Source organism: Pseudoalteromonas sp. C2R02, assembly GCF_018860845.1.
Taxonomy (GTDB): Bacteria; Pseudomonadota; Gammaproteobacteria; order Enterobacterales; family Alteromonadaceae; genus Pseudoalteromonas.
In genome coordinates this window covers 1-21,239 of record NZ_JAHKQC010000001.1, presented here as the reverse complement: position 1 = coordinate 21,239, position 21,239 = coordinate 1, and the positions used below count along the sequence as shown (strand labels likewise).

At 34.2% G+C, this 21,239-nt stretch carries 19 protein-coding genes; 13 read left to right on the top strand and 6 right to left on the bottom strand.

Translation table 11 applies throughout. The features are described 5' to 3' along the window. The 3 genes from KO527_RS00095 to KO527_RS00085 form a co-directional block, all read left to right on the top strand. Nucleotides 1-3,541 (top strand): tandem-95 repeat protein (locus KO527_RS00095; protein ID WP_216038402.1); only part of this gene is annotated, 3,541 nt, incomplete at its 5' end. 44 nt (nucleotides 3,542-3,585) lie between these two features. Beyond that, entirely contained in the window at nucleotides 3,586-5,805 is a 2,220-nt protein-coding gene (locus KO527_RS00090; protein ID WP_216038401.1) for an adenylate/guanylate cyclase domain-containing protein, read from the top strand. A gap of 379 nt (nucleotides 5,806-6,184) precedes the next feature. Further along, nucleotides 6,185-7,081: a DMT family transporter gene (locus KO527_RS00085; RefSeq protein WP_216038400.1), complete on the top strand. Its 897-nt coding sequence runs from the start codon at nucleotides 6,185-6,187 to the stop codon at nucleotides 7,079-7,081. A 52-nt stretch (nucleotides 7,082-7,133) separates the two neighbouring features. Here the strand turns inward: KO527_RS00085 and KO527_RS00080 are convergent, their stop codons facing one another. Then, the gene (locus KO527_RS00080; protein WP_216038399.1) at nucleotides 7,134-7,529 is read right to left on the bottom strand and encodes an MAPEG family protein; all 396 of its coding nucleotides are present in this window, start codon (nucleotides 7,527-7,529) and stop codon (nucleotides 7,134-7,136) included. Between the two features lie 247 nt (nucleotides 7,530-7,776). On the opposite strand from KO527_RS00080, the gene dapE reads away from it, so the two are divergent. Further along, nucleotides 7,777-8,976: a succinyl-diaminopimelate desuccinylase gene (gene dapE / locus KO527_RS00075; protein WP_216038398.1), complete on the top strand. Its 1,200-nt coding sequence runs from the start codon at nucleotides 7,777-7,779 to the stop codon at nucleotides 8,974-8,976. A 54-nt stretch (nucleotides 8,977-9,030) separates the two neighbouring features. Here the strand turns inward: dapE and KO527_RS00070 are convergent, their stop codons facing one another. Then, a complete protein-coding gene (locus KO527_RS00070; protein ID WP_216038397.1) occupies nucleotides 9,031-10,737 on the bottom strand; it encodes a lysophospholipid acyltransferase family protein in 1,707 nt (568 codons plus the stop codon). A gap of 399 nt (nucleotides 10,738-11,136) precedes the next feature. On the opposite strand from KO527_RS00070, the gene KO527_RS00065 reads away from it, so the two are divergent. Beyond that, nucleotides 11,137-11,562, top strand: coding sequence for a CPBP family intramembrane glutamic endopeptidase (locus tag KO527_RS00065; RefSeq protein WP_216038396.1), 426 nt, complete (start codon nucleotides 11,137-11,139; stop codon nucleotides 11,560-11,562). A gap of 114 nt (nucleotides 11,563-11,676) precedes the next feature. Next, nucleotides 11,677-12,474, top strand: coding sequence for an ion transporter (locus KO527_RS00060; protein ID WP_216038395.1), 798 nt, complete (start codon nucleotides 11,677-11,679; stop codon nucleotides 12,472-12,474). A 17-nt stretch (nucleotides 12,475-12,491) separates the two neighbouring features. Here KO527_RS00060 and KO527_RS00055 read toward each other — a convergent pair whose 3' ends face one another. After that, on the bottom strand, nucleotides 12,492-13,106 hold the full coding sequence (locus KO527_RS00055; protein ID WP_216038394.1) for a CAP domain-containing protein: 615 nt from the start codon (nucleotides 13,104-13,106) through the stop codon (nucleotides 12,492-12,494). Nucleotides 13,107-13,232: 126 nt separating this feature from the next. Between KO527_RS00055 and KO527_RS00050 the strand changes: the two genes are divergently transcribed. Next, a complete protein-coding gene (locus tag KO527_RS00050; protein WP_216038393.1) occupies nucleotides 13,233-13,535 on the top strand; it encodes a hypothetical protein in 303 nt (100 codons plus the stop codon). 71 nt (nucleotides 13,536-13,606) lie between these two features. Here the strand turns inward: KO527_RS00050 and KO527_RS00045 are convergent, their stop codons facing one another. Then, nucleotides 13,607-13,915 (bottom strand): YebG family protein, encoded by a 309-nt coding sequence (locus KO527_RS00045; protein WP_216038392.1) that lies wholly within the window; start codon nucleotides 13,913-13,915, stop codon nucleotides 13,607-13,609. Between the two features lie 190 nt (nucleotides 13,916-14,105). On the opposite strand from KO527_RS00045, the gene KO527_RS00040 reads away from it, so the two are divergent. Then, entirely contained in the window at nucleotides 14,106-14,402 is a 297-nt protein-coding gene (locus KO527_RS00040) for a ComEA family DNA-binding protein (protein ID WP_216038391.1), read from the top strand. Nucleotides 14,403-14,467: 65 nt separating this feature from the next. Here KO527_RS00040 and KO527_RS00035 read toward each other — a convergent pair whose 3' ends face one another. Both KO527_RS00035 and dsbB read right to left on the bottom strand, forming a co-directional pair. Beyond that, entirely contained in the window at nucleotides 14,468-14,767 is a 300-nt protein-coding gene (locus tag KO527_RS00035) for a DUF6170 family protein (protein ID WP_216038390.1), read from the bottom strand. A gap of 11 nt (nucleotides 14,768-14,778) precedes the next feature. Then, nucleotides 14,779-15,294, bottom strand: coding sequence for a disulfide bond formation protein DsbB (gene dsbB, locus KO527_RS00030; RefSeq protein ID WP_216038389.1), 516 nt, complete (start codon nucleotides 15,292-15,294; stop codon nucleotides 14,779-14,781). Between the two features lie 204 nt (nucleotides 15,295-15,498). Between dsbB and fadR the strand changes: the two genes are divergently transcribed. The 5 genes from fadR to KO527_RS00005 form a co-directional block, all read left to right on the top strand. After that, nucleotides 15,499-16,215 (top strand): fatty acid metabolism transcriptional regulator FadR, encoded by a 717-nt coding sequence (fadR, locus tag KO527_RS00025; protein ID WP_216038388.1) that lies wholly within the window; start codon nucleotides 15,499-15,501, stop codon nucleotides 16,213-16,215. 264 nt (nucleotides 16,216-16,479) lie between these two features. After that, entirely contained in the window at nucleotides 16,480-17,085 is a 606-nt protein-coding gene (locus tag KO527_RS00020) for a peroxiredoxin C (protein WP_042142327.1), read from the top strand. 138 nt (nucleotides 17,086-17,223) lie between these two features. Beyond that, complete coding sequence (locus KO527_RS00015) at nucleotides 17,224-18,351, top strand: 4-phosphoerythronate dehydrogenase (RefSeq protein WP_216038387.1); 1,128 nt, start codon at nucleotides 17,224-17,226, stop codon at nucleotides 18,349-18,351. Then, on the top strand, nucleotides 18,351-19,367 hold the full coding sequence (locus KO527_RS00010) for an aspartate-semialdehyde dehydrogenase (RefSeq protein WP_216038386.1): 1,017 nt from the start codon (nucleotides 18,351-18,353) through the stop codon (nucleotides 19,365-19,367). The genes KO527_RS00015 and KO527_RS00010 overlap by 1 nt, the downstream gene beginning before the upstream one ends. A 287-nt stretch (nucleotides 19,368-19,654) precedes the next feature. Continuing rightward, a partial coding sequence (locus KO527_RS00005; RefSeq protein WP_289847637.1) for a FimV/HubP family polar landmark protein occupies nucleotides 19,655-21,239 on the top strand: 1,585 nt, incomplete at its 3' end.

Here is a 21,239-nt window from a genome sequence, read left to right as displayed (position 1 = left end):
GGTTAATATAAATGTATTGAGTAATGACTCAGATGTAGATGGCGATACGTTGACTGTCAGCACAGCTACAGCGCCCAATGGCAGTGTGGCAATACAAAGCGATCAAACTTTAAATTATACGCCAAATGCTGATTTTAATGGTACAGATACCATTAGTTATAGTATTAATGATGGTAATAGTGGCACAGCATCTTCCAGTGTGGGGGTTACTATTACCGCAGTTAATGATGCACCAGTTGCCACTGCTGATAGCCAAACGACTAATGAAGATACATTGGTTAATATAAATGTATTAAGTAATGACTCAGATGTTGAGGGCGATACGTTAACTGTCAGCACAGCAACAGCGCCCAATGGCAGTGTGGCAATACAAAGCGATCAAACTTTAAATTATACGCCTAATGCTGATTTTAATGGTACAGATACCATTAGTTATAGTATTAATGATGGCAATAGTGGTACAGCATCTTCCAGTGTGAGTGTAACTATTACCGCAGTTAATGATGCACCAGTTGCTACTGCTGATAGCCAAACGACTAATGAAGATACATTGGTTAATATAAATGTATTGAGCAATGATTCAGATGTAGATGGCGATACGTTAACTGTCAGCACAGCTACAGCGCCCAATGGCAGTGTGGCAATACAAAGCGATCAAACTTTAAATTATACGCCTAATCCCAACTTTAATGGTACAGATACCATTAGTTATAGTATTGATGATGGTAATAGTGGTACTGCATCTTCCAGTGTGGGGGTTACCATTACAGCTGTGAATGATGCGCCAGTATTAAATAATAATACTGTTGCTTTGGCAGAGAACTCAGCAAATGCCACTTCCGTTGTCACAATTGCTGCTTCAGACGTTGATTCTGGTGACTCTCAAACTTATAGCATAACGATTAATAGTGGAGGTATTTTTGGAATTAACAGTAGTTCGGGTGAGATAACCGTAATTGATAATTCCAATCTTAATTATGAACAAGATACAAATCATACTATTACAGTTCAATCCACTGATAGTGGGTCTCTTTTTGATACAGCAACTGTTACGGTAAATGTTACAAATGTAGTTGAAAATGCGACACCTACAAAAGATACTGCATTTGGCTCATCAGGTACAGCAGGTTCAAATTCATTTTCTAAAATGCGATACGATAGCCCTAATGATGTTATTTTAGATGCGTCAGGAAAAATGATTGTTGTCGGGAAAAATAATTTTAGTGGTAATACAACTGATATTTCAATAACACGTTTTAATACTGACGGCAGTTTAGATCGTGCTTTTGGTTATCAAGGAGTTGTCAATCATGATTTAGGTTTAATAGAAGATGCTATCGCTGTTGGAATTGATTCAGCCGACAATATTATTGTTGTAGGCTCTCAATACAATGGAACAATAAATGAAGTATTTGTCGCCAGATATAAATCGACAGGCATATTAGATACGAGTTTTAATTCAACAGGTTATCGAGTCACTAGTTATGGCTATGATACTAAAGCTGCTGATGTAAAAATTGATTCTAGTGATAATATTTTAGTAGCCTCTACTATCGGCTCAGGTGGTGGTGGTTTTAGAGTGATAAAATTTGCAACTAATGGTGCATCACATGAAGCAGCTGATGCGACATTTGTATCAGGCCCAGATGTTCCAACATCTTTATTACTGCAAAGTGATGGTATGGCCGTAATTACTGGTTATGTGGCAAATGGTGCTACACAAAATGACTTTGCTGCTGCTAGATTTGATGTCTCTGGCACACCTAGTTTAGATAGTGGTACCGGCGGATATGCTGGAGGGATAGGCGCAGTGACTTTTGATTTTGGTAGCTCGACTGATGACCTATCTTATGATTCTTATATTAATTCAAGCGATGATGTCATTATGGTGGGGTCGGCAAAACCAGTTCAAGGAGAGGATTTTGCCGCTTTAAAAGTAAGTTCAACGGGGATATTAGATACAGCTAGCTTTGCAAGTGGCAATTCAGGATTATTAATTGTAGACATTGATGGTGATGCAGGGGCTGGCACTAATAAATCAATAGGAAAGGCTGTGCTAGAAGACAGTAGTGGTAATTTATTTTTTGGCATAGATAAAGGTAATAGCAATGTTGACAGCATCTTGTATAAAACGAATAGTTCAGGTGATGTAGATTCAGTGTATGGTAGCTCAGGTCAAGTAACATTTGATAATGCGACAACAAATAACCCTGTGTCTGCTTTAGTAAAAGATTCGACCGATAAAATTATTCTATTAACTAAAACAACACCTTCAACAAGTAGTGAACCTGATTTATTAATAGCCAGATTTATGACCGATGGAACTTTAGATACTGGATTTAATACAAATGGTTATAATGTTTTTGATCCAACATTTAGCACCGATGATTTAAGTCAAGTCATCGAATTAACGGTGAGTCCTAATGTTGGAAAATTTGTCGCAGTAGGCAGTTCTGAATCAAATAAATATCTAATCGTTGCCAGATATAACTCTGATGGTTCTATAGATGAAAGCTTTGGCAGTAATGGTTATTATATTAAAAAAGATGTAGAAATTTCTTTCACTGGTAAAGGGGTTGTTGAACTGCCTGACGGCAGACTTGCAGTTGCAGGGGGAACCAGCGGTTCAGGCTTTATTTCGCTTTTAACTAATTCTGGCACCTTAGATAATACGTTTGCGGTCTCTGGAGAATATAAAACAACGAGTATCGGGTTAACCTTTAATGCAATTAAAGTGGATGGCTCTCATTTAGTGGCTGGTGGCAATAGTAATAACTCAGGCACAAAAGATATCTATTTAACACGTATGGATTTTACAGGAACATTAGATAACACTTTTGGTACGAGTGGTGTGGCGATATTTGATTTAACACCAAGCTTTGCAGAAGAAGAAACAGTTAAAGATATCGCTGTTCTGTCGGATAGTTCAATTATTACTGTTGGAGAAAAACATTATGTTGAAGGTGAACCCAGAGGGTTAATTGCAAAAGTTACTTCTGCAGGAGTGCTCGATACAGCAGGTTTCGCGGCAAGTGATGGTTTTATTACTGTAGATTTAGATCCTGTCGGAAGCTTTAATCAAGACACCTTAAATGCGGTAAAAGTAAAGTCGAATGGAGACATTGTCGCCGCAGGTTTTGCTTTTGGCAATCAAACAGAACAAGTTGTTATTCAATTAAATAGTAACGGTACTTTAGATACGAGTTTTGATACTGATGGTATTGTATCTCATAACTATGGTTCAGGTAATGCTGCGAGTTTAGCTTTAGCCTTAGATGCCTCAGATAATATTTTAATAACAGGCTACAACACTAATGGCACAGATGAAGATATCGTGATTGCAAGAATTTTAAGTTCTGGTGCTAAAGATACATTATTTAATTTAGTTGGCGGGATATTATTTGATTATGGTTCAAATGAAAGGGCTTCTGCTATTCTTGTTCGTTCTGATGGTACGCTCATTATTGCTGGTGCAGATAACCTCAATTTGTTCCCAACAAGTTTCTTTTATTTACAAAAAATCAATTTGGTGGAGCCATAATATTGCATGATTATTGCGCCATAAAAATAAAAGTTTAGTGAATTATGTTATTTTTAAAGTCATTAAGTGAGCATAAAAAAACGATTTATAGCGGGTTTGTAGCTACGTTTTTTATAATGTTAATTCAATATTTTGGATCTGATCACTCAACAATTTTGCAAAGGATAAATGGTTTAATTTATGATCTTAGGCTTAATGCAACTATAGAGTCTAGGCAAACAGATATAAACATTGTCATATTAGATATTGATGAAAAAAGTCTACAAGAAGAAGGTCGCTTTCCATGGAGTCGTGACAAAATAGCAAAAATTATAGAAAGGTTAGCTGATGCTGGTGCTGTTGTTATTGCTTTTGATGTTATGTTTTCTGAGCCGCAAAGAAACGATATTAATTCAGTTATCAATTTATTAAATCAGCAGAAAAATAATCAAGAGTTGATAGAGCAGTTAACACCTTTTAAAGACTATGCAGATGCAGACGCCATAATGGCACAAAGCCTTAATTTAACTGATGTGGTATTAGGTATGGCTTTTTACGCTGATCCTAAAGTACAAGTTGGTAAAATGCAGCCTAGTCATATTACATTTGATACGCCAGATATTAGTCAATTACATAGTCATGAATTTTTTGGCTTCACTAACAATATAGCTATTTTACAGGAAAATTCTCCTGGTACAGGTTTTATCAATTCATCCCCAGATCCTGATAACTTTATAAGAACAACTTCTTTATTAGCACAATATCAAGGCGTGTTTTACCCATCTTTAGCTTTAGAGGCTGCCAAACTATACACTTTAGCTGATGAAATAAAGGTCGTAACAGCGCCATTAGCTAGTTCAAGAAGTATTGTGGGTTTGAAATTAGGCAACCAGATCATATCTACTGATGAATATGGTCGCGTATTAATTCCATTTAAAGGCGGCGCAAGAAGTTATCCATATATATCTGCAACAGATTTATTGAATCAGCAAGTTGATGATAGTTTATTTGATAGCGCTATTGTATTTGTCGGCACATCTGCAATTGGTCATGCGGATTTAAGGGCAACACCTGTCGGGGTACAATATCCTGGTGTTGAAATCCATGCTAATGTAATTGATGGCTTGTTACATCCTGAAATAATACCGAGTGTACCTGATTGGTGGGAGGCTGCAATTTTATTTTTACTGTTATTTTTAGGTTGTACCCTTTCAGTGTTTTTTCCTTATTTAGGACCTAGAAGTATTGCTTTTAGCGGTTTATCTGTATTGGTAATCCTCATAGTTTTAGATTTTTATTTATGGTCTGTTCAGAAAATAAGTTTGCCAATGGCAACTTGTTTGCTTATCGCATTATCACTCACTATTTTAAACATTGGCATAGGTTACTTCACTGAATCTGGCAGGAGAAAACAAATAAAAGGTATTTTTGATCAATATGTGCCGCCTGCACATATTGATAAAATGTTGTCAGACCCGAATGCGATTAACTTAACGGGTCAACGTAAAGAAATGACCGTGCTATTTTCTGATATTCGAAGTTTTACAACCATTTCAGAGAATTTAACGGCGCATGAATTAGGTGATTTACTAAATAGATACTTTTCTCCAATAACAAAATCAATATTTGAGCATCGTGGAACCATAGATAAATACGTAGGCGATATGGTGATGGCATTTTGGAATGCACCTTTAAATGATAAATACCATGTTCAAAATGCGATAAATTGTGCATTTCAAATGTTAGAGATCACGAATGAATTAAGTCTTATTTTTGAAAAGGAAGGATTACCGCAAATTAAAGTGGGTGTAGGCATAAACACTGGTGAAATGAATGTCGGAGATATGGGCTCTACTTACCGAAGAGCATATACAGTATTAGGAGATGCAGTTAATTTAGGCTCTAGATTAGAAGGATTAACAAAGTTTTATGGTGTTGATCTTTTAGTCGGTGAAACCTGTATAAAACATTGCCCTGACATGAAATTTAGATTAATAGATAAGGTCAGAGTAAAGGGGAAACATAAAGCTGTGAGTATTTTTGAGCCAATACCCGTTGAATTATCTACTGATTTAGCTGTAAATGAGGAACTTAAACAGTACCAAGCTGCTTATGGCGAATATATTAATAAAAACTGGCAGCAAGCGAAATTTCATTTTGAAGCTTTAACTAATCAATATAAAAGTAGGAAAATATACTCATTATATTTAGAGCGAATAGAAACTTTAAAAGCAATGTCATTACCCGAAGATTGGGATGGTTCGTTTACTCATACAAGTAAATAACTATTATACTATCTCCAAAAAACTTACTCGTTTACTCTCAATTTACAACAGAATTATCTTGTTACTTTTACAGTTGATTATTAGTACACTTTTTAATTGACTCTTTATGAATTAAGCGCAGAATACCACTTCTTACTTTTATTTTAAGTTTATACCAAACGCAATGAAACAAAATCGACTTACCTCAAATGTAAACCAAACATGTCATAATTGGCTGCTAGTCAGCAATTATTATTGGCATAGTCGATCTGTGGTGTAAAAAAGAAATCTAGAGTTACCCTTTTAAAGCCGCAGAAATTATATTGCGGCTTTTGTGTTTTTACACCATTCAAATTTCGCAAATATTGTTTCTTTATATTTTAGATATTTAGGAAAGAAAATGAACGTACCTATTGCATATTTAGCCGTCGTTATAATTTGGTCAACAACGCCATTAGGCATTGTTTGGAGTAGTGAAACCGTGAGTCCAACACTCGCAGTATTAGCACGTATGGTGATAGCCGTTATTCTTGGTTGGCTGATCATCAAAGTCTCTAAAATTGAATTTCCGATAAATAAACAAGCTTTAAAGCTCTATAGTTACTCTGGATTAGGGATTTTTGGTGGTATGACATTTAGTTATATGGCGGCTCCTTATATCTCCTCAGGTATGATGTCATTGATGTTTGGTTTAGCGCCTGTTTTAGCTGGTCTAATGGCCCAAAAAATATTAAATGAGCCCAAACTCGGCATAATACGTAAAGTGGCTATGGCAACCTCTTTTATTGGTTTAGCTTTTGTTTGTTCTGATAGTGTATCGCTTGATGGTAGTAGTCTACCCGGTGTAATTTATATTTTAATAGCTGTATTTTTCTTTAGTTTAAGCTCAGTGTTGGTTAAAAGTGTTGATATTAAAATTAATGCGATTTCTACTACCGTTGGCGCATTATTATTATCACTGCCTTTATTTACTTTAGTTTGGTTTTTACAAGACGGCACCTTACCTGTTAACTCATGGGGCGAACGTTCAATTTGGGCCATTATTTATTTAGGTGTTTTTGGTTCATTAATTGGTTTCATTGCTTATTACTTTATATTGCAAAAACTTAATGCGAGTACAGTTGCTTTAATTACTATGATGACGCCGGTTATCGCTTTAAGCTTAGGAGCATATTTTAATGATGAAACGATTAGTGTGAATTTAATAATAGGTGCGCTCTTTGTGATTGTAGGATTAATGCTTTATAACTGGGGTGATAAATTGCCATTTAAAAAATTTAAAAGAATTGCTCTGTGAATTTAAATGCTTGTTGTTTAATACCAACAACAAGCATTTATCAACCGCTTTCTTATGCTAATTTTGATAAACTAAGTCCAATCATCGTCAGTGGGCATAATAAACCAATAAGCCACATTAAAGAGCGTAACTTATCTAAATTTATATAATACATAATGCAATACGCAACCCTAGCGACAAGATAAGTAATAGCTAATATTTGAACTGTTATTGATGTGTTATTTGTACTTAAAACAATGGCAAGCGCCACAGAGAATACAATTAACGATTCGAAAGAGTTTTGGTGTGCTGCAAGTGCTCTGGCTCCAAAACCTGTTAATCTCGCTTGCTGATCTCTAGGGTAGTGGTTGTCATATTTACTTTCTTTATTCATAGCAATTGCCAACGGAGCCTTTGCTAAATAAGGTAAAAGGACTGCAATAAATGCACAAATAATAATAACTTCCATTTTAAACTCATAATAATGTATTTGAATACTTTTATAACAGAAAAAAATAGGCTTAATCAATGGTTTATTTTTTAGCTTTATTATAAATATCAATTATTGATCACAGTCTAAAATATAAATAAATATCGTTATGTTAATTAAAAGTATGGATGCAATTGGCTGTCATTAATCTTTCTTAAGAATGAAATAGTTTAGTCATTTATAGTTTTTAAGCTAGCACTACATTTATTTGTTATGAAACACTCATATGTTAAAAAAACAAGTGACGTGCAATACATTTATTGATCATAAAATATTCGAGAAAAACTGTATTCTATATAGCCAAAAACTTGTTAATTTTCGCTCAATCACACCTGATGATAATGGCTGTCAGCATTGGGTGGCCCGTAAATTATCTAATTTAGGGTTTGAAATTCAATGGCTTTGTCAAAATGGTGTTACAAACTTAATCGCACATTATAAATACGGTGAAAATGTACCTTGCTTTGCTTTTAGTGGACACACTGATGTTGTTCCTGTTGGAAATTCGGCTTCATGGCAAAGTGATCCTTTTAGTGCAAAAATAAATAATGGCACAATAATCGGACGCGGGATTGCTGATATGAAAGGTGGCATTGCAGCGATGCTTGCTGCTATCGAAGTCTTTTTTAACCAATTAGAGTCCCCACATTGCGAATTGTTATTTTTATTGACGAGTGATGAAGAAGGTGAAGCTGAGTTTGGTACTAAAATCATTAAATCGTGGATTGATTCAAGAAATATAAAAATAGATTATTGCTTAGTTGGTGAGCCCACCTCTAAATCACATATTGGAGATACGATTAAAGTGGGACGAAGAGGGGCAATATCTGCCAACCTTCGCTGTATCGGAAAGCAAGGTCATGTTGCTTATCCGCAGTATGCTGTAAATGCCGTAACAATAGCTGCTCAAATAGTTGATTCACTTAACAGCATAAATTGGGATCAAGGCAGTGATGATTTTCCTGGCAGTAGTTTACAAGTTACTTATATCAATTCGGGAGAGTTTACAGATAATATTGTACCTGGAGAGTGTCATGTCGCATTTAATATTAGATATAGTCATAAATTTAATCAAAATAAGCTCAAAGCATTAATCAATGACACCGTGAGCGATTATATTCAACCAAATGATATTCAGTGGCATAGACCTTGTGAACCATATTTTACACCGCAAAGTGAAGCACCCGAAAATAACTTTATTGCTAAAGTAGAGCGTTCAATTGTTAAATATACAGGCTTATACCCCGTACTATCTACATCTGGGGGTACAAGTGATGGCAGGTTTTTAGCGGATGATAATACGCAAGTCATTGAGCTAGGGTTAAAAAATCATAGTATTCATCAAATAAATGAAAATGCTGACGTAGAGGATATTATTAGTTTGCAGGAAATTTACCAATCAATTTTATTTGAGGTTTTTAATTAAAAAAAATGCGTTCTGTATAGAACGCATTTAAAAAAGATAATAATCAACAATAAGTTAATCACCTAAATATCGTTTGCGTTTTTTCTCTTTCAATTTATTTAAATCTACCATTACCAAGCCATCTACACAGTCGTTAAACTCTGGATCTGTGCCAAAAGCTAAAAATTTTACACCATCATCTTCGCATAACTCACTATATTGTTTGTAAAGCGTAGGTACATTTACACCCATATTCGCCATAAGGTGTTTAAGCTTAGTAAAATCAGCTTTGTAATCATTATCAATAAACATATCTTTTAATCCATCAGCGTCTTGTTGCGATATTTGATAAGGCAAGTTCGATTCAACCAATTGTTCTTGAGGTGAAAAATATTGCTGATAAAAATGCACTAAGAGGTTTTTAGCAGATGGTGGAAATGTATTAGAAATACTAACAGGGCCTAATAAATAGCGAAATTGTGGATTTGTTTTCACAAAAGCACCTATACCATACCATAAGTAGTCTAAGCTTCTCTTTCCCCAATATTTCGGTTGTACAAAGCTGCGTCCTAATTCTAAACCATGCTCAAAATACGCATTCATTTGAGGTTTATATTTAAAAAGAGTCTGCGAGTAAAGCTCAGTCTCAGCGTTATTTATGATTGTTGCCGTATCACCAAAGCGGTATGCGCCTGCGATTTCTAAATTTTGTTTATCCCATAAAATAAGGTGGTAATAATAGGAGTCGTATTTATCAATATCTCTTCGTTTACCTGTTCCTTCACCTACGCTTCTAAAGGTGAGTTCCCTTAAACGTCCTATTTCACGTAAGATAGGGGAAGAGTCGGTATGTTGATATAAATAAATATCTTTACCATCTTGTGTTTGACCTAATAACTCGCATTTTTCAATGGCATGTTTTAAGGCTTTAGGGTCTTCAGGTAAGGCGATTGAAGAATGAGTTTTAAATAAACCTGGTTTATCACTTGTAATTCTATATAAGTGTTTTTTGAATAGGCTTACACTTGTTTGCACTGGTAAATTAGCAGATAAATAACTTTCGGGTACAATCATATCACCGATGCGTATGTTGACCGATTTATGATGTTGTTTAAACATTTCACGCACTAATAACATAGTGGCTAAAGGCTTATAAACCATAGAAACACTATAAAATAATGCTGAGTTCTTGCCATCAATAAACATAGGTAATATTGGTGATTTAGTCGCTTTGGCTATACGTAAAAAACCTGAGTGCCAGTGAGTATCTTTAATACCGTTTGGTCTAAGTCTGGATACTTCTCCTGCAGGGAAAATAATAACGGCACCACCTGCGTTTAGGTAACTATAAATATTAGATAAATTTTGGGTTGTAGAATTACCTTTCATGTTATTAACTGGCAATAGCAGCTTATCTAAGGGCTTTATTGCCATTAACATTTCATTGGCAACAACTTTAACATCGCTTCTAATTTCACTAACAAGTTTTAATAAAGCGAGACCATCTAATGAACCAATAGGGTGATTAGCGATGATCACAACCTTGCCTTCTGTCGGAATTCGCTCTTTTTCTTTATCTAATACGCTATAACTGAAATCAAAATACTCTAAAACTTGTTCAACAAAATCGATTCCTTGTAAATGGGGATACTCCCGTTCAAAGTTAAATAAGTCTTTTTCATGTAATAAATTACTTAGAATTGCCTTGACTGGTTTTTGTGTAAGTGCATTATTATTCAACGAAGGTAATTGGTCAGCAATAACTCTATCAACATTTATCATTAAGATATTCCAAATTAGAAGATATCAAGCGATTAAAACAGCTTATGTTACCTTTAATCTAAATTAGAAATATGACGATAATTTATCAGTTTTATACTAATTTTATGACAATGAGTGTTTTGGTTAGACTAAATAGTTTTGGTGTACTATTTTTGTACAATGCGTTTTATCAATTCCCACATATTTAGCACTAAACAATATCTGATATTCGAAATATTAGTACTGTTTTTTCTGTTACCTGTACTGTTTATTCCGTTAGCAAAAAATAATTCTATTTTTTTAATGTTTACTTTATGTATTATTGCTTTGTTATGTATTCATGTACTTATTAAAAGTAAATTACATACTTTAAAAAAATTTTTGTTTACGCAAGGTCTTAATAAAAGCACTAAAATTTTAGTGATAAGAGCACTTATTTTAGCGCCATTATTGGTAATGACGCTCATCGTTTTAAATTCTGGAATATTATTCTATCATCCTAAAGAAAGTTTAACTGTGTGGTTCAGCTTATGGGTGATTTACCCGCTATTTTCTGCGTTACCCCAAGAAGTGATTTATCGCACTTTTATATTTAAGCGCTATAAATCATTACTGCCTAATATCAATCAAAGAGTTATTTTAAGCTGCCTTGCTTTTGGCTTTTTACATATCGTTTTTCGTAATTGGCAAGCTGTTGTGCTTTCAATATTGGCAAGTATTATTTTTTGCAATACGTATGTGAAATCTAAATCAGTTTTTTTAGTAACACTTGAGCATAGTTGCTTTGGTTTAATCGCTTATACAACAGGGATTGGTTATTACTTTGATAGCAGTTTAATTAGTTAGTAATAATTTATGTTTTTAGTTTAATTACACTTAAAATTTCTCTAGAATTCACCCCTTATTTTTATACCTTTTCTGGTTTGATTGAAACCTATACATAAAAATTGAGCAATAATAATGAATTTTAATAAAGTCGTGGATTTTTCTGCGAAACTAAAAAGTAATAAGGTTTTTGAGATTTTTGTGATCTCAATTATTGTATTATCGGCCCTTTTAATAGGTGCAAAAACCTATGAAATACCTCCATCGGCGCTTGGCGCATTAAAATTTTTAGATTGGTTTATTACACTGATCTTTTTATTCGAAATTGTGATCAGGTTCATAGCAGAGCAAGATAAAAAACGCTTCTTTCATAAAGCGTGGAATGTTTTTGATACTTTGATTGTAATTGTGAGTTTAATTCCAATTGAAGACAGTGAGTTAGCGTTAGTAGGGCGTTTAATTCGTATTTTCCGAGTTATGAGAATGGTTTCTTTTGTGCCAGAGCTAAGGCTACTATTAAATTCATTGTTAAGAGCATTACCGCAATTAGGCTATGTTGTATTACTGATGTTTATTATTTTCTATATTTATGCAGCAATTGGCAGTAGTTTTTTTGCAGAAATTAACCCTGTTTTATGGGGAGACATATCTATCTCAATGTTGACCCTATTTAGGGTGATGACATTCGAAGATTGGACTGATGTCATGTACGAAATTATGGATGTGCACTCATTATCTTGGATGTATTTTTTATCTTTTATTTTTTTAACAACGTTCGCGTTTTTAAACATGGTAATAGGTATTGTTGTAAATGTATTAGAAGATGAGCATTCAAAAGAAAAAGAAGCGCAAGATAAAGAGGATGGCAAACTAACCATTGAAGATTTATCTGCGCAAATTGAAGAGTTGAAAAAAATCATTGCGCAGAAGTAATAAGTTTATATTGGCTGTTACTTTTTTGAAGGTATCAATTTTACATTAATCTTATTGGTATTTGATTTTTCAAAAATCACTCCAGTTGGCCCTTTACTTGGTATTGGGCCTAGTTCTAAATTTAGTTCATTTATTTTCGATTCTTTAGCTAAATATACAGCCCAATAATATATATGCTTAGACTTTGGTGCTTTTATAAATCCGACTCCAATTTTATCTTGTTCATGATAAAACTTTAATTTGCCTAATAGATGTGTTGCATGAGATTTTGACCCTTTGAAACCAGCCCAAACATTTACCGAACTTTCTTGACCGCCGGCTAATGCCTCAACTTGATTTGCCATTCCTATGCCATAATAGTCAGGTAGGGGAAAGTTTTGATCTCTCAAGCGCCTATTTGCCCCACTGTGTATTACCCATCCTGATTCAGCCATTTCTTTAACTTTAATTGTAGCCGCTCTAGTAAGTCTGGCATCGCAGGTTAGGTGGTGCCTTAATTGAGTTGAGTCATTTATAATTAACTGTGTTAATTCTTGAGCTTGGATGTTGTTTCCACATTCATTGTCTTGATTACAAAATGATGAAAAAGATAGTGTTAGCATTGAAAAAAATATTGAATTTTTGAAAAACATGTTTTTAAACTAAATTAATGTAATTCTGATACATTAACACAAAATTTAACAATATGGTTTTCGAAAAGTGAAATCAATTTACCAAGCTGTTAAAATACAGCTAACAATTAATGAGAGAGAATAGTTATGTCAGCATTTTGGAATTTTAGAGTTATTTTGTGTGAAGCTGATGGTGATAATGAAGCTTTGTATCAAATCCATGAAGTAGAATATAACCTTAAAGGTAAAGCGGTTAACTGGTCAGAAACAAGCGTCGCACCTTATGGTAAAAGTCTAAATGAATTACAAGAAGATGTTTCGCGCCAACAAAGTGCATTTGAAAAGCCTATTCTAAAACTAAAACGTAAACAACGTGGATATGAATTAGTGGATGTTGCAACGGGAGATGATGCGTTTTCTGAAATCCCAGAAGGTTTAATTCAAGAATAGTAAGCTATTCTTGTTGTGATATAAAAAAAGCGCATATGCGCTTTTTTTATGTCTGAAATTAAGTGTCAAAACTAGGCTTGTTTAATATCGGTCACATTTTCAGCTTTGTTAGTATCAGCTTTCTTTTCTTTTGCTGCTTTTTCAGCAGGTGCTTTATTACCTTTTAAGGCACTCATAAATAATTCTTTATTTTTAGCTATTTCAAGTGCTAAAGTCTCAACTTGCTGTTCACTTAAAGCAACATCAATTTTTTCTAACATTTGCTCCATTGATTCAGCGATATCGAGCATTTTGTCGTAGGCATCAGCATCTTTTTTGCTGGTAAAGGTCATACGCTCCACTCCATTTCTTTCAACCACATATTTGATAACAACAGCCATTATTTATTCCTACAGTACACTGGTTTTTTATACAGTAAACTTTACAGGGTAAAATTTCAAGTCACAAAAGCATTTATTATATTATTTTTGACAAATAGAGAGTTATATTCTTTATTTAAAGGGAAGGTTTTGTACCTTTTATAGTTAACTGTTAATTATCGTCCAAAGATGGACGTCATGGAGGAAGAACATGAAGTTTAATACACTTATCGTTATTATATTTACCCTATTAATGAGTGCGCCTGTTACGGTACTGGCAAAAAGTTCTGCTGAAAAAGAAGTTGTTGTAAATAACCAATTAATCAACCTTAATACAGCCGATCAAAAAGCGTTAGAGCTACTACCCGGAATTGGTAAATCTAAAGCTGCTGCGATTATCTTATATAGAGATGAAAATGGTCATTTTAAATCAATAGATGATTTAAAAAACGTACAAGGTTTAGGTAAAAAGGCCGTTGCGAAATTAGATGGGAAAGTGAGGTTTTAGGTTTTCATAAAATAAAACTAAGCTGTATTTAAATGTTTGATCACTTAAATACAGCTTTTTAATGGTTATGACTGCTCGAGTATCTCTGTTTTAGCTTTGCTGATATGTTTCTTGGCACAATATAGTGTTATCGGAGTCGTAATTAACGGGTAACAAAAACCGACTATTAACAGGTAAATAAGAATCTCCCAGCTGTCAATTTTCGCTAAAATTAAAAATATAGGCGTTAACAATACGAGCTTAATTATATTTAAAACTGTTTTTTGTGGTACCGATAAATAGCTCAGTGCTAAACGAATTATTTGAGCGCGCTGTGTGTATTTTAACCCTTCTAATCCTGGAATATTTCTTGATGTAAAGTACATGGTCGCTCCTGCTAAATGCGTTTTTTAAATAAGTTTGTAGATATCATAGTGATCAAAATCAAGCTATAAATACCAAAGATAATTTGCATCCATACAGGCATAGATAAACCTAAAAATTGCCAGCTGATCTCACCACAATCCCCTGGTGCGGCAAAAAAGCTTGGGATCCATTCATGTAATGGCATAAAGCTTGGGAAGTTTGGAATGATGTCACACGTAAAAGCAAAGGGATCTGTATTTGTTTGCATATCAATATGTTCTACAGCGATGAAATATCCCCAAATAGCAGAAATTGACCAAATACCATAAGCAGTGACCCTAACAAAAATATTATTTGGGTTAGTTAAAGCAATAAGTCCAGCGATAAATATGCCTAAAACAGCCGTTCTTTGGTAAATACACATAATGCATGGTGCTAAGTCCATTTGGTATTGAAAAATAAGCGCGGTTACTTCTAGAATTAAAGCACTCATCATGAGAATAAACCATGCAGAACGTTTGAATGCTAAATTAGCAATATAAGTCATAAGGACCCTTAATAAAAAAAATGTTTTAAGCGATAAAAAGTCATTATTTTTTAGCGCTTGTTAGTTATGCTTGATCTGGTACAATCAGTTTAACATAGAGATATTATACCCATTATATCAATTCCATTGAGTCTTAATCAATTGTATTAAATAAGTGTGTGTAGTGGCCAATGTATTGAGGTAAATTATTATTTTGGAAATATCATGAAAATTTTTAACGCAAAAAGCCCCGCTGGCTTTGCTGAAGAATACATTGTTGACTCGATTTGGAATGGTGATTTTCAACCTGGTTCTATCTTACCGGCTGAACGTGAACTATCTGAAATTATTGGTGTTACAAGAACAACCTTACGAGAAGTATTACAACGATTATCTAGAGATGGTTGGTTAACGATCCGTCATGGAAAACCAACTAGAGTTAATGATTTTTGGGAAACATCAGGCCTTAATATCTTAGAAACGTTAGCGCGTTTAGATAATGAGAAAATGCCAGAGTTAATAGATCAATTATTATCTGCGAGAACAAATATCAGTGCGATATATACGCGTGCTGCAATAAAAAATAATGCAGAAAAAGTGATTGAAATCTTAAAAAGGGGCGAAGAGATAGCAGATACTGCTGAAGCGATTGCTGAATATGATTATCGAATGCACCATGAATTGGCTTTTGCATGTGGTAATCCTATTTATGTATTAACTCTTAATGGCTTTAAAGGTTTTTATTCAAGAATCGCAACACATTACTTTTCGGATCAACGTACTCGTGATTTAGCACGTTCTTTTTATAAAGATTTAATAGCACTTGCAGAGCTAGGTAAACACGACCAAGCGATATATCTAATTCGTCAATATGGTCTAGATTCAGGGGTTATTTGGCAAGAATTAAAAGAAACCTTACCTGAAGGCATTATGGATATATAAAACATAATGCTTTGTAGAATAGTTCGTTCTTTAGCGAACTATTTTTTGTTTGTTTTCCCACCGTTCGTTTTTATCAATTATATACATCGTAAAATACAATTGTTATTCAATTGATTATCCCCTTATGATGTTCTCAGAAAATAAAAAACGAAAAATAATTGAAAATTCATAAGTTTCTACTTGGGTTTTTATATTTAGTCACTATATTAATAGCGACGGACATTTTCCGTTATATCGAATTAAATTAATTTATTGGAGATCACAATGGGTGTATTAGTAGGCCGTCAGGCACCAGATTTTACAGCTGCAGCAGTACTTGGTAATGGTGAAATCGTAGATGCGTATAACCTTCACGAGTCAATTAAAGGTAAAAAAGCAGTAATTTTCTTTTACCCGTTAGATTTCACTTTCGTATGTCCTTCAGAGTTAATCGCATTTGATAAACGTTTTGCTGAATTCCAAAAACGTGGTGTTGAAGTAATTGGTGTTTCTATTGATTCACAGTTCTCACACAACGCATGGAGAAACACACCAGTAAATGAAGGCGGTATCGGTCCAGTTCAGTACCCTCTAATTGCTGATGTAAAACATGATATCTGTCAAGCATATGACGTTGAGCATCCAGAAGCTGGTGTTGCGTTCCGTGGTTCATTCCTTATCGATGAAGCGGGTGTTGTACGTCATCAAGTAATCAATGATTTACCTCTAGGTCGTGATATTGACGAAATGTTACGTATGGTTGATGCTTTAGCATTCCACACTGAGCACGGTGAAGTATGTCCTGCTGGTTGGTCTGAAGGCAAAAAAGGTATGGACGCAAGCCCAGAAGGCGTTGCTAAATTCCTAGCTGAGAACGAAAACGACCTATAATTTTATCATTATAATCGTTTAAGAAACCGCCTTTTGGCGGTTTTTTTCATTTCTATAACAGATAAATTTATTAGCTAAACTCGCATCTTGAAGTTGATTGGGTATAATGTCGAAAAATTTAGCTCTGTGGATAACCTAATGCAAATTCTTGCTGATCAAAACATGCCTTTAGTTGAAGAGTATTTTTCTGATTTTGGTCAAATAACCCGTTTTGATGGTCGTTCAATCACTGCAGATATGCTGACTGATGTCGATGTATTATTAACGCGCTCTGTCACTAATGTAAATGCGGATTTATTGGCTCATGCTAATAAATTAAAATTTGTTGGTACAGCTACAATAGGCACGGATCATATTGACCAAACTTATTTAGCGGATAAAAATATTTATTTTACGAGTGCTCCCGCATGTAATTCTGTTGCCGTTGCAGAATATGTTATTAGCGCTATATATGCTTTATCTCAAGAAGATGACTTTAAAGTTCAAGATAAAGTGGTTGGTATTATCGGTATTGGCAATATTGGTACACGATTAAATGCGAAATTAAAAGCGCTGGGTATTAAAACTTTATTGTGTGATCCATTAAATCAATCTAATGATTTAGAGTATGTTTCTTTTGAAACCCTTATCGCACAATCAGATGTCATTTCATTGCATGTACCTTTGATTAGTGAAGGCGAACATAAAACAAAGCATTTATTTAATGGGCGAATATTAAATACTTTAAAACCAGGTACTATTCTAATCAATGCGAGTCGCGGTGATGTGATTGATAATCATGCGTTACTTGATCTTATGAAGCAAAATAAATCGCTTTCGTTAGTATTAGATGTCTGGGAAAACGAACCAAATATTTTAACTGAACTACTAGATTATGTACGTTTTGGCTCTGTTCATATTGCAGGACATACATTAGAAGGTAAAGCCCGTGGTACATTCATGTTATACCAAGCTTTATGTAAACAAAATAATGTTGAAATTAAATATCAGTTAAATGATTTCTTACCAGAACCTGTTATTAAAAATATAAGCATTAATCAAAATTTTGGGCCGTCGGATTTAAGATCTTTAGTGCATCATATTTATGATGTTCGCTGCGATCATGGTCTGATCCGTAACCAATTAACAGTTAAAGGTTTTGATTTCTTAAGAAAAAATTACCCTGTTAGGCGTGAGTTTTCCGCTATAAATATATTGGGCACAAACAAACAACAAGCCGATCAATTATCAAAGTTAGGCTTTGCTATACATAATGAGGAAAAATAATGTCACAACAATTTAATGTTGCAATATTAGGAGCAACCGGCTTAGTTGGTCGTCAAATTATAGAAACATTAGCTGATAGAAAGTTTCCAGTTGAGGAACTTTTTCTATTAGCTAGCGATAAAAGTGCAGGCGAAGAAATTAAGTTTCAGGGTAAAGAAATTGAAGTGCAAGATGTTGCTAATTTTGATTTTTCTAAAGCTCATATTGCTATATTCTCTGCGGGAAGTGAAGCGGCTGAGCAATACGCACATATAGCAGCTGATTCGGGCTGTATTGTCATTGATAATTCTTCAAAATTTCGCTCATCATATGATGTGCCATTAGTGGTACCTGAAGTGAATCCTGATACGTTAGCTGATTACCGTAATCATAATATTATAGCCAATCCAAACTGCGCCACAATTCAACTGATGTTGGTACTAAAGCCAATTTACGATGCATATGGCATAGATCGTGTAAACGTATGTACGTATCAATCAGTATCAGGCGCAGGTAAAAAAGCATTAGATGAATTAGCAAAGCAAACTGCTAATTTAATGAATGCACGCCCACTAGATAATGATGTGTTTGATAAACAGATCGCATTTAATGTATTACCAAAAATTGATGATTTTGCTGATAATGGCTATACATTAGAAGAAATGAAGATTGTTGAAGAAACGCAAAAGATATTAGGTGATAGCAGTGTAATGGTAAACCCAACAGCTGTACGTGTCCCAGTATTTTATGGTCATGCTGAAGCGGTTCATTTAGAAACGCGTTCTCCTGTTGATATTGAGCATATAAAACAGTTATTAAATGATGCGCCGGGTGTTCAATTAATTGAAGATGAAAATGACTACCCAACACCTGTCACTGATGGCAGTGGCTCAGATGACGTTTTTGTGGGTCGTCTAAGAGCGGATATTAGCCATCCTATGGGATTAAATCTTTGGATTGTATCGGATAATACCCGTAAAGGAGCTGCAACAAATAGTGTGCAAATAGCTGAAACTTTAATAGCATCATATTTATAGACTTAGTTAAATAAAAAAGGCCTTAGGGTCTTTTTTTGCCTCTTATGAATACAAATTTTTATTTTTGTCCTATAAGAAACCTTCTAATAATTTAATTTTTCTTAATTTTTTTCTACTTAGATATCTAACACTCTAATTTTTAAAGTCTTTCAATGGAAATTACACAACATCTAGTTTATAGTTTGAAATTGGAATAATGCTTGCAACAATTTTAATAAAAATATAATTAAATTTCTAAATCTCGCTTTTAAAAGCATGATTGTTTGAATAATAAGTAAAGGAATCGCATGCGCAGTTTAGCTTCAATTTTTCTTTTAGTGTCTATTTTCTTATCTGCCACTACTGTGGCCGAAGAAACTCGATTAAAAGGCCCTAAAAATGCAGATTATGGTAAGCAAGGGCGTTCAATAGGCCCAATCAAAGATACTGATACTTTGTGGCGAATTGCAATGAAGGTAAGGCCTAATAAATCAATTAGTATTTATCAAGTCATGCAAGCATTATATGAAAAAAACCCTCAATCATTTCTAGATAAAAATATGAATCACTTACGTACTGGTTCTTATTTAAAAATCCCTTCAATTCGTGAATTCCACAGCATAGAGCCTCAACTTGCAAAGAAAAAATCAGACCAAGATGATTCTTTATGGGAGAAAAAGAAACAAGGTAAATTAACAACCAATGAGATAGATTTAGTCGCAAAAAAAGTAACACAAGCTAAAAAATCAGATGTTGACGCTGCAAAAGACGAATTAAAAATTCAATTAAATGAAATCCAACAAGATCAAGGAAAGAAACTTGCTGACTTAAAAGATAAGTTTAGGGAGTCGGTAGAAAGTTCAAAAGTTATTCTAGATGAAAATGAAAAGTTACAATCTCAATTAAACTTAATTTCAAATGAGTTAGATTTAGTTAAAGAGCAATTAGGTAATGATAGTAAAATACAACAACAATTACGTGAGTTATTAGCCAAGCAAAATGAATTTTTAATTCAACAAAAACAAGCTGAAATGGAGCGAAATAAAGGAATGAAGTGGGACGATCCTATTTTTATTGCTTTATATGCCAGTATACCTGCACTTTTACTGATAGGTGCAATGGTTGCCTTCTTACGCCGTCGCAAACAAAGTGAAGCACCAGCAGATGATATATCATTTGATAAGCCAACTGCAGAAGTTCCACCACCGCCACCTTTTGAAGCAGAGCCCGCAAACTTATCTAGCGAGCCTGATTTAAATGATTCATTAGAAGATGATTTACTAGATGATGATTTATTAGCAGAAGACTCTATTCAATTAGATGATGCTCTTGATGATGACATGTTGCCTGAGCCTGATGAAATCCTTTATGAGGAAGATGAGCCAGATTTAGATTTTGACGAATTAGATGGAGATTCACTGCTAAATCAAGATGAATTAGATGGATTATTAAGTGATGAAATCGTTTTTGATGAAGAACCTGATGATTTACTGCCAGATGAGCCAAGTGCTGCAACCGATTTATTAGATAATGATGATATTGACGCGTTTTTAGAGCAAGATTTTGATCAACCGGCCTCTGAAATAGATGAAGATGGCATGTCTGATGAACTTTCAATGGGTGATATGTTAGGTGAGGCTGATATCGCTTTAGACATCCCTGAAGATCTTGAACCAACAGATGAAATAGCAGCAGATGATGATATAGATTCATTATTAGACAGTGTTTCAGTTGATGCTGAGCCTAGTAATGAAATAGCAGCAGATGATGATATAGATTCATTATTAGACAGTGTTTCAGTTGATGCCGAGCCTAGTAATGAAATAGCAGCAGATGATGATATAGATTCATTATTAGACAGTGTTTCAGTTGATGCTGAGCCTAGTAATGAAA